The organism is Patescibacteria group bacterium, from assembly GCA_035529375.1.
Lineage (GTDB): Bacteria > Patescibacteriota > Microgenomatia > PFEM01 > JAHIFH01 > DATKWU01.
On sequence record DATKWU010000005.1, the window covers coordinates 62622 to 78722 of the forward strand.

Here is a 16101-nt window from a genome sequence, read left to right on the forward strand (position 1 = left end):
TTTTAGGTTTTAAGAAACTCAAGAAGGACAAAAATCAAATAGATTCCAAGTAAAATCGCTCCTTCCCAACGCTCCAGCTTTTTTTTGGTGCGAATAAAGAAATAAAAAAAGCCAAAAATGAGAACAAAAGCCATTGTAGCCAATAAATATTCATCAAAAGCCTGAATTCTAATCGGCGAAATCAAAGCCACTAAACCAATAATCAAAGTCCCATTGGCTACGACTGAACCTAGTAAATCACCAAAAACCATTCCTATTTGTTTTTCCCGCACGGCCCTAAGCTCAAAAGCTAATTCAGGCAAAGATGTCCCTACAGCAACAATTACTAAACCAATAAGTAAAAGCGGTAAGTTAAGAGCAATTGCCATCTTGCTGGCAAATCTAACTAACATATCGGCTGAAAAAAGCAACAAAGCGACACCTAGAAAGAGCCAACCTAATTCCTTTTGAGTTTTTTGAGAATTCAATCTTTTTAATAAGCGAACTACAAATCCCTCTTCTCGCCCGTTTCTAGCTTCGGCTAGTCTCTTATTTCTCTCTTTTAAAATCAGAATATTGTAAAAACCATAAAGAGCCAGAAGAATCAAGCCGTCTATTTGATTAAGATTCTTATCAAAAAGAAGAACCATCGGGGCAGCGCCTGCCAAAAAAGCATAGAAAACATCACGGCGAAGAAAAATTCCTCTGACCGCTACTGTGCCGCCAATCAAAGCCGCTCCGCCAATAACCAAGGATAAGTCAGCAATATTGGAACCAATGACATTCCCCAAAGCCAAATTAGGCCGACCCTCAAGCGCAGCCGTGATACCCACTACCAACTCAGGTAAAGAAGTCGCTAAAGCGAGCAAAAAAGAAGTAATCGCAAACTGACCAATTTGTGTCTTACCAGAAAGAGCCTTAAGATTAACCACTAAAATATCGGTAGCCTTAATTAAAATAACTGAAAAAACAAAAATTGCTAGTAAATAAAAAATACCCATTAACATTTCTGGATTACCTTATTTTACTATTTTTATGACGGGCAATAAAAATCCACTTAGTCACCTCAATAGCAAAAAGATTAAGAAAACCAATCCCAAAAAGAAAAAGCCATTCATGGATTCCTAAAGCATGGGTTTTTAACAAAATTTGGAGAGGAGAAAAATAGATGGCTAGGAAAAGCAAAAGAAAGCCGAAAAAAACTGAAACGGTTAAAAATCTATTGCTAAACGGATTATATTTAAAAATCGGTCTGCGTAAAGAACGACAAGCAAAAACATAAAAAAGAGAATTAATTCCTAAAGCAACGAACATGACTGTCTGAATATAGTGAAGGTGAAGGAAACCCTTAAGCAACCAGTAAAAAAGACCCAGTAGAATCAAATCAGTAGAAATACCAATAATAAAAATTAAGACTTTTAGTTCAAAGTCCAAAATTGGTGCTCCTCGCGGCCGCGGCAATTCATTCATCAACCCTTCTTCTTCTGGCTCAAAGGCTAGGGCAACAGCCGGCAAGCTATCTTCAACCAGATTAACCCAAAGAATCTGAACCGCCGTTACCGGCAACGGTAGCTTAAGAAGAAGCGAGCCACCAATTAGAATAATTTCAGTAAAACTATCAGAAAAGAGATAAAGAACGACTTTTTTGATATTCTCGAAGATATTTCTCCCCTCTTCAATCGCCTGAACAATAGTAGAAAACTCAGAATCTAACAAAACCATATCAGCGGTTTCTTTGGCGACATCTGAGGCCTCGCCGACAACAATCCCGATATCCGCTTGTTTTAGAGCCGGAGCATCGTTAACTCCATCTCCAGTCATCGCTACCACTTCACCATTGTCTTTAAGAGCCTTAACTATTTTCAGTTTCTGTTGAGGATTAACCCGAGCAAAAAGGACTATTTTTTCTACCCTCTTTCTTAACTCTTTTTCCGAAATTTTCTCTAAATCAGCTCCTTCAATCAGTTGAGTTTTAGGTTCAACTTGTAAACCAAGTTGTTTCAAAACGGCGATTGCTGTTGGCGCATAATCGCCAGTAATCACCTTTACTTTAATTCCAGCTCGTTGACATTCCTCCAAAGCTCCCTTAACTCCCTCTCTCACTGGATCTTCATAAACAAGCAGCCCCAACCACTGACAGTTTTTTAAATCCGCCTCCTTTATTTCTTCTTTTTTACCTTTGAATTGTTGATAGCCAAAACCAACTAATCGATAACTTCTCTTGCCATAATCGTTAAATTTCTTTTGCCATTCTTTATTCTGCTTTGGAGAAATCTGACATCGGCTTAAAATTACTTCCGGAGCTCCAGAAATAATTAAAAGCCCCGGATGGAGCGTGGCAATATATTTAGAGCTTGGAGAAAAAGGAATTTCATCTAAACGAGGATATTCTTTTTGAATTTCCTTAACACCATTACCTCTCTTAACTTCTTTTTCCGCCCAGTTCCACATGGCCACTTCTAAGGGATCACGCATATCATTACAAAGAATGGCTGATTTTAGACCTAATTCTCTATCAATAAAATCATCATTAACCACCTTAAGCTCACCTTCAGTTAAGGTACCGGTCTTGTCAGCGCAAATAACCGAGACTGAACCTAAAGTTTCAGCCGCGACTAACTTTCTCACAATCGCTTTTCTTTTTAAAATGCGCTGCATCCCTAGAGCCAAAATAACCGTCAAGGTAACGATTAAGCCTTCAGGAATGGCGGCCACAGCAATCGCCACGCTTATTGTAAACATTTCTAAGAGTTCGTAACCTAAAAATTCACCTAGCAAAAAGATTGCCAAGGTTATAAAGCCAACGATTAAGGCTAAAATTTTGGCTAATCTAGCCAGTTGAACCTGAAGTGGCGTTTCCTCTTCCTCAACCTCTTCCAAACTCTTGCCTATCTTGCCCATTTCCGTAGCCATTCCGGTTTGACTGACTTGCATCTTGGCAATTCCTGTAACCACCGTTGTTCCCATAAAAACCTTGTTTTCTTTTTCAGCTTTCTCTATGTTTTGACTCGATTTTTTATCCACTGGTAAAGACTCTCCGGTTAAAATCGCTTCGTTAACCGAAAAATCAGTCGCTTCAGTTAAAATCCCATCAGCTGGAACCCGTGAGCCGATGGTCAAAACCACTAAATCCCCAGGAACAATTTCAGTCGCTTCGATCTCCTGTTGTTTGCCGTTGCGGATAACTTCTGCCTTTAAAGATAGAAGAGAATGGAGGGCTGCCAATGATTTTTGGGCTTTTCTTTCCTGATAAAAACCCAAAGCTGTGTTCAAAAAAACGGCTGCAAAGATAACGATTGAATCACTGAACTCCCGTAGAAAGAAAGTAACAATCCCGGCAAAAACCAAAATATAAACTAAGGGAGATTTGAATTGAGAAAGAAAAACTTTTAAAGAAGAAAAATCTTTTTTCTTATCCAATTGATTGGGGCCAAATTCCTTTAATCTCTTTTGAGCTTCTTCTGAAGTTAAACCGATACTACTAAAATTCTTTTCTAACACAAAGCTATTGTAGCATAACTATTTTTGGAGCTGATAGAGCTTTTCTGCCTCTTTTAAGGTCGTCGTCTCACTAGAAGATTTATCATCTCGAAACCTTACCAGTCTCGGAAAGCGTAAGGCATACTGAGCCGCATGTATTGGTGATTTAGTAATATTATCTGCCTCAATTTCGACCATAATCCTAGGTGAACACCAGCTATCAGGCACCAAATTTTTATTGACTTGATATTCCTTTGGTTTCTCTTTAACTTTTACTTGACGACAACGTTGATACATTTCTCGCCATTGGTCATCAGTTAAACCAGTACCAATCTTAGAAATAGTCAAGAATTTTCCCCCATTCCTTACTCCTACCAAGAAGGCTCCTAGACCAAACTCGGTCCGCTTGCCTTTACCCTTGTAGTAGCCCATGACAACACAATCAAGGGTATCAGTTAAACCACCTCCTTTTTTGCCTTTTTCCTGCTTGAACTTCACCCAAGTATAACCTCGTCGGCCCGGATCATAAGCTTCATACCATTTTTTAACAACGACTCCTTCCAAACCTTTTTTAATCTGTTTATCATGGTATTCCCTTAGTTTTTGGGCATCTTCTGTCACTATTTGAGGGGTGAGAATAAGAATTTTATTCTTTTCGGAAAGAATCTTTTCTAGAATTGCCCTCCGTTTGTCAAAAGATGTCTTTAATAAAGTCTGACCATCTTTATACAAAACATCAAAACAGAAAAACTTCAGGGGGATTTCTTTGGCCTTCCTCCCAATCCCATATTTTCTTTTTCTTTTGATTGTTTCCTGAAAGGGCAAAAACTTATCGGTTTTTGGATCATAACCAATTGCTTCACAATCCAAAATCGCTTCTTTAGCCTTAACTTCCTTAAAAACCGCCGCCACTAAATCAGGAAACATATTGGTCGTGTTCTCTAAATTACGGGTAAAAGTTCTAACAAAACCCTTGGGCTGGAAATCAAAAGCTAACTGGTCTTTTTTTTGTTCCCATTTTTTCTTCCTACTAAAATGAACCTGAAGACGAGTACCGTCATATTTTGGTTCAACCGCCATCTTGCCAAGTTTTTTGACCATCTCTTCAGCCGTGGGCAAACGTTGACAAAGGGCCGGCATGACCGGCACGCCAATTTGAAGATTAATCTTCTTTAAACCCTTCAGCCCTTTGCTTTTCACTATTTTGGCGATTTGACCAACATCAGCCCGATCATTGTAAGCCTCTTCAATCACCTGCCTGTTAGTTTTATCCCCAGTTATCATCCAGGATAAAACATCAAGAATGGTCAAATCAGAAAAACCCAGTCTTAATCTGCCAAGAGGGATCCGGACAATATACTTAACACTTTCACCATCAAGGTCATCAAGAAGCTGGGCCAGGTTTTTTATCTTCCGTTCAACCGATCCTTCGCCAGCATCTTGAGCAATTTGGTAGAGTCGCTCATAAACTTGATTAACCGATAAAGGCTTCGGCTTCTCTTTTTTATCAAACTTCTTAGCCACTTCACCTAAATCACCAACCTTTTTATATTCCCTTCTCACCTTCTCTACTCTTAATTGATAGGCTTGGGCAATCACCCTAATCATCATTTTATCGGCAAGATTAAATTCAATGCCGGCATAAATAGGAGCTAGCCGACCCAAAGAAAGATAACAAATTTTATCAACTTCATTCTTGTCTGCTTTTTTGAATAGATCAGCCAAAATCTCGGTGATTTTATTTCGAGAACTAGTCGTTTCTAACTGAGAAAAATAAGTTGCTAATTGTTTAAATTTCATTCTCCTAAATTAAATCTGGGTAAAGTAAAAATAGACAATAATCGTCAAAAGGATAAAAAAGCCACCAAAGACAATCGAGATCCAACCCTGAACTTCCTCTCGGTAAATCTTAACAATCCCCTCACCAATCAAAGTCAAACCAAAAAGACTGGGTAAAATTAACATCATGTATAAAAACTGGGGTTCAGTTAGGCTCATTTTAGAATATATCTAGCTGCTTTAGTTCTGCCTTGCTTTTTAACAAGATTCTTTTTAGTAAAGTAATTAAAATCACGAACTAAAGTATCATCAGAATAATCAGGAGCCACTTTTCTCGCCTCGGTTGTTGTGATTGATCCATGTTCTTCCAAATATTCTATTAATTTGATTTGGCGTTCATTGAGAGGCACTTGTTTGCCAACCCGACTTTTTATCTTAATATCGACTGAAAGCCGTCTGACTTTCTCCTTGATTCTGGTCAGCTCAACCCCCATCGCCTGGGTAAAATATTCTAACCAAGGAGTTAAATCCCTTTTGGTTAAATCTCGGTGTTGTTTGTCAACCACCATTAATGATTGGTAGTAACGAGCCGCGTCTTTGTCAAAATAGTCTTCAAGGGAAAAGAATTTTTTAATATCATAGCCTTCGGCAAATAAAATCAAAGTGGCAAAGGCTCGAGTCGTCCGCCCGTTGGCCTCAATAAAGGGGTGAATGCTCACCAAATAATGGTGAGCAACGCCCGCCCGGATTACCGGGTGGATTTTTTTAGCTTCAGCTGAATTTAACCAATTAAAAAAATCCTCGATTAAAAAAAGTACCTCAATCGCTGGTGGTGGTCGAAAAGTAATTTCACCAGTGGCGCTGTTTCTGAGGATGACTTGAGTCTGGCGATATTGACCGGCCCGACCATCAGTAATAATTCGTTCACAAGCAATCCGATTAATCTCCTTAATCATTTCTTGTGAATAGTGTTCTTTATCAGACAGTTTCTTTTTCAAACTATCAAGGTATCTAAGGACATTTCGATAATTAATTACCTCCTGAATGTCTCTTTCCCGAGCCACAAATTCTTCTCCTTCAATAGCTTTGCGGGTTTCACTTAAAGTCAAATCATTGCCTTCAATATGAGTCCCATGATGAACGGTCCGCAAAAGAGCATCTTTCTTGAAACGAGATTCATAAATAGGAATCAGGGGAGCGTTTTCAATGACTTCTTTAGCGGCTTCAACTAAACCGATATTTGCCAAGATATCATTGGTGATGATAAACTTAGGAACGTACACTGAGATTATTATCGCATTATTTGCAAGAAATATCAAGGAAGAAAAAATAAATATTACTGCCTCAAAAGTTTCCTAAATAAATTTCTAACTTCTCCTTTGTCCTTAGAGTAAATATATCCTTCCCTTCTCCCAATTTCTCTTCCTCGTCTAAAAAGTAAAAGCGTGGGTAATTTAGTTATCTTTAATTTTTGGATAAATTTGTAATATTTACCTCCGTCTAATTTTTTAAACTTGATTTCATTTGATAATCCAAGATCATTCCATAGAAGCGAATAATAACGACAATCAAGTGTTTCTTCGCTCCAAACATCTAGAATCACCAGTTTTTTATCCTCGAGTACTTCCTGAGTAAAATTTTTAGGCGTAATTACCCTTGCTAAAGGTGGTGTTCTCCCAGGCTGACAACCCAGTCTTTCTTGCCAAAGTTCTTTTTCTGACCTAAGATCTTTTTTTACTTTCTCTAAAAGCTTTTGGTATTCTTCTTCGGTTTTGGCTATCAAAATCGCATTAACCGGACACTCTCGCGCACACACCCCACAAGAGACACATTTCTTGTTATCAACATCAGGTCTTTTGGTTTTCTTATTCCAAAAAAAAGCTCCAACAGGGCAAATTTCTATCCCTCCACATTCAGGAGCCAAATCGCAAATTTTATAATTAATTACTGCTGGCATATTTCTTCAGAATTTTTGGGATTTTATTAACCAAATCATCAGCATTGAAACTAGTCCCCACTTCTTCAAAGAGTTCATTTATAACTTTCATCATCAACCAGGATGAAGCACAGGCTGATAAAAAAGGCGGATTTTTAGCTAACAAAGCGACTACTAAACCAGCCAAAACATCACCAATGCCACCTTTAGTTAAAGGAATTTCTTTGCTTTTAATTATTTGACTTTTCTCAGGAGAACAGATAATTGTTTCTCGGTTCTTACAAACAAGAATACATTGATATCTCTTAGCTACTTCTTGAGGCTTCATTCCGCCAAAAGGAAGTTCATATTCTCTTTTATTGGGTGTCAAAATGGCCTTTTTAGGAATAAATTTGGTCTCCATTACCTGAAGAGCGCCGGCGTCAATTATCCATTTTTTATTTGGGAATTGAGATAATAATTTTTCGGTGATTTCTTTTGACTTTTTGCCTAAATCATCGAAACTCTTTTTTCCTTCCCGACGATACCTCATTAAACCAGGACCAATTAAAACTGCATCTGATTTTTTAATATAGTCGCCTACTTCTCCCCAAGGAACCCAAATAAAAGAAAAGAGTTTACTTTTGAAATTCTCAGCCACTTTACCAACTGAAGGTTCAGGGGTAGCAAAAAAGACCATATCAACTATTCTTGAAGCCACTTTTAAAGACAAAAGTGGGGCGCCATGGAATAACGATGACCCGCCAATAATCACTACTTGGCCGTTTTCGCCTTTTCTTAAACCTGATTTGGGTTGATAAAGCTGGCCTTTTTTTAAAACAAACTCTTTCATTAGCTTAACTTTATCATTTTTACTTTTCTTCTGTAAGCTGGTTCAATTAAATGAACATCAGTCGTCGTTATAATCGTTTGTTGTTTAGGAATCACTTCCACTAAATGCTGCCTACGCTCATGATCAAGCTCAGAGAAAATATCATCTAATAAAAGCAAGGGCCGTTGGTTAATTTTTTCGGCGACAAATTCTAGTTCGGCCAACTTAAGACTAAAAACAGCCGTCCTTTGCTCCCCTCTTGAACCGTAAAGATGTAAATTTCGTTCTTCGCCACCATTAACCATCTTAAGAGTAAAATCATCACGATGCGGTCCAATTAAGGTCATCCCAGAGGCAATTTCCTTATACTGATATTTCTTTAAACGTTGAGGTGAAAGGAGACTTCTATCATAGTCAATAATTAAGTCACCAAAATAATCAGGTTGTTGATTAATAAAATCGATTAATTCTCTTCTTTTTTGGCTAATAATTTCCCCATTTTCTAAGAGTAATTTGTCCCACAAAAACAAACTGGCTCTGGCCCGACCTTTATCCCGAATTTGCTCCAAAAGTCTGTTTCTCTGTCTCAAACTTTTTTTGTAAGAAAGACTAGCCCGACGATACTCACGGTCAATTTGTTCTAAGACCGAATCCAAATAGTCTCGACGCACAGAAGGACTGCTAATTACCAATTCCAAATCTTCTGGTCCAAAAAAAACGCAATTTAAGTGACCGACGAAATCCATTTGTCGTTTTTTAACTCCATTAATTAAATACTGTTTTTTGGTTGTCCGCTTATTACCAACTTGGCCACTCGTTAGTAAGATTTCTAACTCCTCTGTTTCCTTATCAATGCTAATTTCACCTTTAACTCGAGCTAATTCCCGCTTATAACTAATCATTTCTTCTTCAATTTGAGCCCGAAAAGACTTACCGCTGGTTAATAAATAAACGGCTTCTAATAAATTGGTTTTTCCTGAAGTATTGGGACCAACCACTAAACTTACACCATCAGAAAATTCAAATGTTTGGTCTTTATAAGAGCGGAAATTCTGGAGTTGAAGAGACTTAAGAATCACCTCTCTATTATATCAGTCTCTGCCTATTTTTGACACTTTGGACAAAAAAATGTTCCCCGACCACCAAGTTTAATTTTCTTAACTTTACCGTCACAATCAAAACATTTTTTTCCTTCCCGGCCATAAGTCAAAAAATGCTCTTGATAAGCCCCTTTTCGACCCAAAGCATCTAAATAATACTGATCAGAAGCGCCCCGATATTTAATCCCAGCTTTAAGGACCTTTTCAATTACCTGAAGAAGCTTTTTGGCTTCTTGATCAGAAATTTTCTTAGCGGGTCGGCGGGGATCAATCTTAGCTAAAAATAAGGCATCATTAGCATAAATATTCCCAACACCAGAAATCTTTTTTTGATCCATTAAAATAATTTTTACTGGTCGACCAGATGAAGCTAAAATTGCTCTAAACTTCTTTAAATCAAGATCATCTAAAGGCTCTGGTCCAAATTCAGCTAATAACTTCTCTAACTCTTTTTTATCTTTGATCAACTTCACCCAACCAAATTTTCTCAAATCAGCAAACCGAAGTTCTTGATTACCACTTAAAGAAATAATGACATGTTGCCAATCATCTTTAGGAAAATCCTTTTTCCTGACTAAAAGCCGACCAGTCATTTTGAGATGAATCGCTAAAATTTGACCATTAGAAAGAAAAATCTGCAAGAGTTTGGCCCTTCTCTTAATCCTCTTAACCTTTGCTCCAACGATTGCTTTTTTAACCACGGTTAATGAAGGCTGAACTTGTTTAGGTGAATCAGTTGTAATCCCTAAAATCTTATGACCAACAATCAGTTTTGATAAATCCCTTTTAATGGTTTCTACTTCTGGTAATTCAGGCATGATTTTTGACAAATTCCTTTATCTCTTTTTTAAACCTTTCTTTAGAAAATTTTCTCGCTTGTTGACGACAATCTTTAGGCTTATATTTCTTTGGCTTAAAATCTCTTAGAACCTTAGCTAAACTTGCTACCGTCTGCTTGTCAAAAAATTCACCTGTTTTACCCTCAATTACTGATTCTAGATAGCCGCCACCTCGAAAAGCAATAACCGGCCGGCCAGCCGCCATGGCTTCTACTGGCGTCATCCCGAAATCAGCGTCTGTTTCTAAAGCCAAAAAGGTTTTACATTGACCATAATAATGATAAAGTTCTTCATCAGGAATCCAACCTAAGAATTCAACTCCTTTAGTCTTTAACTTCTCTAGTTTACCACCAATCCAATACATACCAACTGGCTCACCAATAATTTTTAAAGGAACTTTGGCTTTTTTGGCGGCTTTAATCGCTAACTCTATTCCTTTAGCACCCACCAAGCGAGAAGCAATTAAATAATAATCTTGAGGTTTAAGATTTTTGGTTGCTTGTTCAATTTTCTTGACTTCAACTGGCGGATAGATAATGGTTGAATCACGACCATAAAACTTCTTAACCCGATTAGCCACATTCTGCGAATTAACAAGAAACTCGTCTACTTGTTGAGCTGATTGGTAATCGTAAGGTCTCAGGAAATGATTAATAATGGTGGCGTAGATCCGTATCGGCCAATAACGTCGCCATTCAATAGAAGTCGGATAACCATAAAGATAACGAGGTGGAGTGTGACAATAGCAAATTACCTTTGTTTTTGGTCCTAAGCGAAAACCGCGAGTAATATACCAAGAGGCAGAAGTAATCACCAAATCATAATCCTTAAAATTAAAGCTTTTCCAGATTAGAGGCGTTAAAAATCTAAAAGGACTGTAAAGATTTTGATACTTAATCAGGAGCGCTAACCAGGATTCCTTGACTTTAGTATGAGCAAAAGCTTTACCTGCCACTGAATTTTTACGCTGAAAGGCGGTAAAAATCGGCGCCTCAGGCCAAATCTCATGCAAGGCCATTAAAACTCTTTCCGCTCCACCATACTCCCTCAGATAATCATGAACTAAAGCTACTTTCATTTATAAAAGCTCCATTTGTTTATTTTTATTTTCCTTCTTTTTTTCTTTGATTTCCATCCCTGGTAATTTATTGATTAAACTCTTAAAACCTAATTCCTGAAAAAGCTTAATCGTCTTTTCTTGATCATAATCATGAAGTTTACAAGCCTTAAGATTGAGTTTGATTGGCACCTTAGTCACAATCGTCGCTAATTTCCTTGAAAGAGCGGCGCTTTCGGCTCCCTCAGTCAAAAGTTTAGCGGTTCTTGGCTTGAGTTTATTAAGATTATTATAAATAGTATCCAAATCTTGATATTGGTTAAGCAAGATCACGGCCGTTTTTGGACCTATCCCCGGAACACCAGGATAGTTATCAGAAGCATCACCGATTAAAGCTTTATAATCAATCACTTGATCAGGTTTAATCCCCATTTCTTTTTTAACTTTTTTTGGATCAAAGATTATTGGTCTAGAAAAGCCTTTTTGGGAAGCATAGATTTTTACTCGCGGCTTAACCAATTGTAATAAATCCTTATCACCAGTCACAATCATTGCCTCTAATCGCCTCTTGGCGGCTTGATTGGCTAAAGTCCCAATAACATCATCAGCTTCATAACCCTCCACCGCAAAGATAGGCATATTAAGAGTCCTGACAACTTGAAAAACCCGCTCAAGTTGATTCTCTAACTCCTCCTCCATCTTAGGCCGCTGAGCTTGATAACCAAGAAATTCTTTATGTCTAAAAGTCGGCTTGGGTAAATCAAAAGCCACAGCCACATATTCTGGATGGAGATCTTTAAGAACATTCAAAAGCATTCGGGTGAAGCCATAAACAGCATTGACAATCTCACCATGATGAGTTTTTAGAGTCGTGGGAAAAGCATAGTAAGCTCGGTGGATAATCGCGTGACCGTCGATTAAGACGAGGCGTTTCATTTCGTATCACCTCTTATTTTTTCTTCCCAATTAATTTCTCAAATTCCTCTTCATCAATTGTCTCTTGTTCAAGAAGTTTTTTAGCAATTAAATCAAGTTTTTTTCTGTTTTTCTTAATAATTTCTAAAGCCTTCTTGTAACCTTCATCAATTATTCGCTTTATTTCCTGATCGACTTTAGCCTTCATTTGAGGACTCAATTCTGAGGGTTGAACCCAAGAATGACCGTATTCCGTCGTTTCCACCTGGGGACCAAGAAAAATTGGCCCTAACTTGCTCATCCCAAAATCAATTACCATACTCCGAGCAATTCTGGTAGCTTTATCAATATCTGAAGCCGCCCCCGCTGTAAATTCATTGAAAATCATTTCTTCGGCTGCCCGACCACCTAATAAAGAAGCAACCGTTTCTAAAAGATGAGAACGGGTCTCATTGTAGCGATCTTTTTGGGGTGGAATTAGGGTAAAGCCTAGGGCAATCCCTCGGGAAACAATCGAAACCCGATGAACCGGATCCATATGAGTTAACATATGAGTAACAATGGCGTGACCAGCTTCATGATAAGCCGTCATCTTTCTTTCTTCATCTGACTGGAGTCGTTTCTTTTCCGGCCCAAGTTTAACTTTAGTGGCCGCTTCCTCAATTTCATCCATACTAATCGCCTTCTTATTCTGGCGGGCGACTAAAATCGCCGCTTCGTTTAACATGTTTTCGATATCGGCACCAGAAAAACCCACCGTTCTTTTGGCGACTCTTTTCCAAAAAATGCCTTTAACAAAAGGTTTACCTCGAGCATGAATCTTAATAATCGCTTCACGATCTTCAATATCAGGCATATCAAGAGTCACCCGACGATCAAATCTGCCGGGACGAAGCAAAGCTGGATCCAACAAATCACCTCGATTAGTCGCTGCCAAAACGAGCACATTATCATTGGGCGTAAAACCATCCATTTCCACTAAGATCTGGTTTAATGTCTGTTCTCGCTCATCATGACCACCACCAGCAATGCCCATACCTCGCTGTCTGCCTATGGCATCAATCTCATCAATAAAAATAATGGCAGGAGCTGCTTTTTTAGCGTTTTCAAACAAATCTCTTACTCGGCTGGCTCCAACCCCAACTAACATTTCCATAAACTCTGAGCCAGCCATAGAGAAAAAAGGGACGCCTACTTCGCCAGCAACCGCCTTTGCTAATAAAGTCTTACCCGTTCCGGAAGGGCCAATTAATAAAACCCCTTTAGGTGTCCTCGCCCCTAAGCGACGATATTTCCCTGGATGTTTCAAAAAATCAACCACTTCTTCTAGTTCACTTTTCGCTTCCTCGACTCCGGCGACGTCATTAAAAGTAAATGTCTGCCTGCCTTTGGCAAATAATTTAGCCCGAGAGCGACCAAAAGAAAAAATAGAGTCTTGAGCACCTCGAGCCTGGCGAAAGATAAAAAAGAAAAAAACAACCATTAAACCAAGTGGTAGAAGAGTCGCTAGAATCTCTACCCAAGCCTTGGAAAGACTTGTGTCTTTGATTTTTATTTCCACTTTTTCTGGCTCAATCCCTTCTTGTTGAAGGATTTCTGTTAAGCTAATTCCTGGTTCTTTGCGTGAAGTCATTATCTTTTCTTCTTCGTAGGTGAGATTAAGCTGATTATCAACAACCTCAACTTCTTTAATTTTCCCTTGTTTAATATCGTTAATTACCTGGGAAAGAGGAATTTCTTCATTGGTAACCGATTCACCGCGGAAAGAAACGAAAAAAGAGGCAATAATCAGAACCACTACCCCCCAAATAAGTAAGCTTTTAAGATTCAGCTTGAACTTGAATTGAAATTTTTTTGTTGGTTTAAAAACTAATTTGTTTTTCATCATTTTAATTTTTTTCGCATGACCACGTTATCATGACGAATAATTTTCTTTTTCGTGGCGGCTTTAAAAACTTTTTCAAAACCTAGTTCTTTCCAGAGCGCTACCGGCCCACAAGGAACTTGATTAAGTGATTTTAACTGTTTAACAGGGTAAGCATCAACCGTTCTCACTCCTCTCCTTTTGAGATCACGAAGAACGATTCTAATCAAACGTTTGGCCAATCCCTTGCTCCGATAATTAGTATCAATGGTCACACAGGTAATACACCAACCATTCCGAGGAATTGGCGCCATATCCTTGTAAAAAATCTTGGCTGTCTCAAAATCATTAATGGGCCCAAATTGAATATAACCTATGGCTTTTTGTCTTTTGCCCCAAAGTAAAAGCTTACCTAAACTACCATATTTATCTGCTTTTCTCAAAAACCATTTCTTTTTTTGTTTAACCAAATCAAGCTTACCATCTTTTTTACCCATCCAAAAAAAACATTCTTGACAATTATAACGACGGTCAGCGGTTCGAGGAATTTCTTTGAAGTTTTTCTCGTTAATATCAACAATTTTTACTTCCACAGAGTAATTTTACCAAAATTTAAGCCTAATAACAATCTTAGTCTTATCTCACAATTGTTCCTGGAGAAACTTCAGGAGCCTGAATAAGAACGGCTTTATTTTCAAAATCGGCACACAAAATCATTCCCTGGCTCTCTTCACCCATCATCTTTTTAGGTTCAAGATTGGCCACAAAGATAAAATTTTTCTTAACCAAATCTTCTGGCTGGTACCACTCGGCAATACCTGCCAAAATAGTTCTGGGCTCTTTTTCCCCTAGATCAACCTTCAGTCTAATCAAACTCCGACTCTCAGCAATTTTTTCAGCTTCAAGAACCTTACCAATTCGCAAATCAAGACGCTGAAATTCAGAAAAAGAAATTAAACTCATAGTAAACCCATCGCCTTTTTAGTCTCTCGAAGAGTTTGTTTAGCAATCTTTGAACAATATTTTCGACCTTCTTCAAGAATTTTAGCTACTTCTTCAGGATGCTCCTCGTAATACTTTCTCCGCTCCTGAATTGGTTTAAGCTCTTTAAAAATAGCTTCGGCCAGTTTTTCTTTTAATTCAGCATATTTAATCCCTTTACCTAAATATTGTTTCTCATAAGTCTGACGAGCCTTCTTGTCCATAAACAATTCAACTAGTTGAAGTAAATTAGCTACTCTTCCCTCTCTGGGAACTGTTTTTCCTTGACCTTTATCAGTGGGTGCCTTAGCTAATTTAGCCTTAATTATTCTCAAATCATCAGCTAACTCAATATAACTCCCTTTGACAGATTTACTCATTTTGCCACTTCCCAATAAAGAATGAACCAATTCTCCTTTAGTAACAAATCGTTTTGTCTCAGGAAACATTGGTTTAAACATTCTGTTAAACTTACGGGCAATCTCTCGGGTAAACTCAATATGAGGAACATTATCTCTTCCCGCAGGCACTAATTCAGCTTTGTAAATGAGAATATCAGCAGCCATTAAAATAGGATAATACAACAAGCCCATATTGATATAATCGGGCTGTTCCAGTTTCTTTTCTTTGTAAGTGGGCAGTTGCTCTAAACGAGAGACGGGACAAATCGTTGAAAACAAAAACGCTAACTCTATATGCTCGGGTATTTGCGATTGAATCATAATGTGACATTTCTTAGGGTCCAGCCCGGCCGCTAGATAATCTAAAACGACCTGCCTAATATCTTCTTGCAAAGTTTTGGGATTATAAGGAGACATAATCCCATGTAAATCCACTACACTGTAAATGCAGTCTAAATCTCCCCTCTCTTGAAGGATAATATAGCCTTTAATACCACCCAAGTAGTTGCCCAAGTGCAACCTACCGGTCGGTCTGGTTCCAGAAAAAACTCGTTTTTTCATTTTTAAGCAGGCCCGGGAGGATTCGAACCTCCACGAGCGGTTTTGGAGACCGCTATGCTACCATTGACATCACGGGCCTAAATTATCTGCCACTAAAAAACTCGCCGCCGCTCAGCGAGTTACTTTTTCAAACACCAAACTCCCCGGCGGTTATTTACCGGTTAGTTTACCCCACCAAGAAAGGATCATTTCCTTGATTTTTCCTACCATAGTGTCTCTATTCTATTTTTAACTCCCAAGCTTGTCAAGTAGCAGGGGTGGGATTCGAACCCACGACCTTCGGTTTATGAATCCGATGCTCTAACCAACTGAGCTACCCTGCCTGGTTGCGGGGCTAGGAGTTGAACCTAGTCTGTGAGGTTATGAGCCTCACGTGCCACCGTACACTACCCCGCTCA

General features: G+C 38.4%; 15 protein-coding genes and 3 tRNA genes. All 18 read right to left on the reverse strand.

The window, feature by feature from the left end:
* Positions 1-2 precede the first annotated feature (2 nt).
* A complete protein-coding gene (locus VMY36_01040) occupies positions 3-986 on the reverse strand; it encodes a sodium:calcium antiporter (GenBank protein ID HUV42474.1) in 984 nt (327 codons plus the stop codon).
* 7 nt (positions 987-993) lie between these two features.
* Positions 994-3480, reverse strand: coding sequence for an HAD-IC family P-type ATPase (locus tag VMY36_01045; protein HUV42475.1), 2487 nt, complete (start codon positions 3478-3480; stop codon positions 994-996).
* Between the two features lie 18 nt (positions 3481-3498).
* Complete coding sequence (locus tag VMY36_01050; protein HUV42476.1) at positions 3499-5259, reverse strand: ATP-dependent DNA ligase; 1761 nt, start codon at positions 5257-5259, stop codon at positions 3499-3501.
* Between the two features lie 9 nt (positions 5260-5268).
* Complete coding sequence (locus VMY36_01055; GenBank protein ID HUV42477.1) at positions 5269-5457, reverse strand: hypothetical protein; 189 nt, start codon at positions 5455-5457, stop codon at positions 5269-5271.
* On the reverse strand, positions 5454-6521 hold the full coding sequence (locus VMY36_01060) for a Fic family protein (protein ID HUV42478.1): 1068 nt from the start codon (positions 6519-6521) through the stop codon (positions 5454-5456). The genes VMY36_01055 and VMY36_01060 overlap by 4 nt, the downstream gene beginning before the upstream one ends.
* Positions 6522-6574: 53 nt before the next feature.
* On the reverse strand, positions 6575-7195 hold the full coding sequence (locus tag VMY36_01065) for a thioredoxin domain-containing protein (GenBank protein HUV42479.1): 621 nt from the start codon (positions 7193-7195) through the stop codon (positions 6575-6577).
* A complete protein-coding gene (locus VMY36_01070; protein ID HUV42480.1) occupies positions 7179-8006 on the reverse strand; it encodes an NAD(P)H-hydrate dehydratase in 828 nt (275 codons plus the stop codon). The genes VMY36_01065 and VMY36_01070 overlap by 17 nt, the downstream gene beginning before the upstream one ends.
* Positions 8006-9064 carry a DNA replication and repair protein RecF gene (gene recF, locus VMY36_01075; GenBank protein ID HUV42481.1) on the reverse strand — a complete coding sequence of 353 codons (1059 nt, stop codon included), beginning with the start codon at positions 9062-9064 and terminating at the stop codon, positions 8006-8008. The genes VMY36_01070 and recF overlap by 1 nt, the downstream gene beginning before the upstream one ends.
* A gap of 23 nt (positions 9065-9087) precedes the next feature.
* A complete protein-coding gene (mutM, locus tag VMY36_01080; protein HUV42482.1) occupies positions 9088-9903 on the reverse strand; it encodes a bifunctional DNA-formamidopyrimidine glycosylase/DNA-(apurinic or apyrimidinic site) lyase in 816 nt (271 codons plus the stop codon).
* A complete protein-coding gene (locus VMY36_01085; GenBank protein HUV42483.1) occupies positions 9896-11002 on the reverse strand; it encodes a glycosyltransferase in 1107 nt (368 codons plus the stop codon). Before VMY36_01085 ends, mutM begins: the two co-directional genes overlap by 8 nt.
* The gene (locus VMY36_01090) at positions 11003-11917 is read right to left on the reverse strand and encodes a 5'-3' exonuclease H3TH domain-containing protein (GenBank protein ID HUV42484.1); all 915 of its coding nucleotides are present in this window, start codon (positions 11915-11917) and stop codon (positions 11003-11005) included.
* Positions 11918-11930: 13 nt separating this feature from the next.
* Entirely contained in the window at positions 11931-13781 is a 1851-nt protein-coding gene (gene ftsH / locus VMY36_01095) for an ATP-dependent zinc metalloprotease FtsH (GenBank protein HUV42485.1), read from the reverse strand.
* Positions 13781-14353: a GNAT family N-acetyltransferase gene (locus VMY36_01100; GenBank protein HUV42486.1), complete on the reverse strand. Its 573-nt coding sequence runs from the start codon at positions 14351-14353 to the stop codon at positions 13781-13783. Before VMY36_01100 ends, ftsH begins: the two co-directional genes overlap by 1 nt.
* A 43-nt stretch (positions 14354-14396) precedes the next feature.
* On the reverse strand, positions 14397-14723 hold the full coding sequence (locus tag VMY36_01105; protein HUV42487.1) for a methionine--tRNA ligase: 327 nt from the start codon (positions 14721-14723) through the stop codon (positions 14397-14399).
* Entirely contained in the window at positions 14720-15703 is a 984-nt protein-coding gene (gene trpS / locus VMY36_01110; protein ID HUV42488.1) for a tryptophan--tRNA ligase, read from the reverse strand. The genes VMY36_01105 and trpS overlap by 4 nt, the downstream gene beginning before the upstream one ends.
* A gap of 7 nt (positions 15704-15710) precedes the next feature.
* A tRNA-Trp gene (locus VMY36_01115) sits at positions 15711-15782 on the reverse strand.
* A 170-nt stretch (positions 15783-15952) separates the two neighbouring features.
* Positions 15953-16026, reverse strand: a tRNA-Met gene (locus tag VMY36_01120).
* A tRNA-Met gene (locus tag VMY36_01125) sits at positions 16027-16099 on the reverse strand. It abuts the tRNA gene before it with no gap.
* Positions 16100-16101: the final 2 nt, after the last annotated feature.

Coding starts and splice junctions, on each gene's coding strand:
- VMY36_01040 (HUV42474.1), bottom strand. CDS start 986: ATGTTAATGGGTATTTTTTATTTACTAGCAATTTTTGTTTTTTCAGTT.
- VMY36_01050 (HUV42476.1), bottom strand. CDS start 5,259: ATGAAATTTAAACAATTAGCAACTTATTTTTCTCAGTTAGAAACGACT.
- VMY36_01055 (HUV42477.1), bottom strand. CDS start 5,457: ATGAGCCTAACTGAACCCCAGTTTTTATACATGATGTTAATTTTACCC.
- VMY36_01065 (HUV42479.1), bottom strand. CDS start 7,195: ATGCCAGCAGTAATTAATTATAAAATTTGCGATTTGGCTCCTGAATGT.
- VMY36_01070 (HUV42480.1), bottom strand. CDS start 8,006: ATGAAAGAGTTTGTTTTAAAAAAAGGCCAGCTTTATCAACCCAAATCA.
- mutM (HUV42482.1), bottom strand. CDS start 9,903: ATGCCTGAATTACCAGAAGTAGAAACCATTAAAAGGGATTTATCAAAA.
- VMY36_01085 (HUV42483.1), bottom strand. CDS start 11,002: ATGAAAGTAGCTTTAGTTCATGATTATCTGAGGGAGTATGGTGGAGCG.
- VMY36_01090 (HUV42484.1), bottom strand. CDS start 11,917: ATGAAACGCCTCGTCTTAATCGACGGTCACGCGATTATCCACCGAGCT.
- ftsH (HUV42485.1), bottom strand. CDS start 13,781: ATGAAAAACAAATTAGTTTTTAAACCAACAAAAAAATTTCAATTCAAG.
- VMY36_01105 (HUV42487.1), bottom strand. CDS start 14,723: ATGAGTTTAATTTCTTTTTCTGAATTTCAGCGTCTTGATTTGCGAATT.
- trpS (HUV42488.1), bottom strand. CDS start 15,703: ATGAAAAAACGAGTTTTTTCTGGAACCAGACCGACCGGTAGGTTGCAC.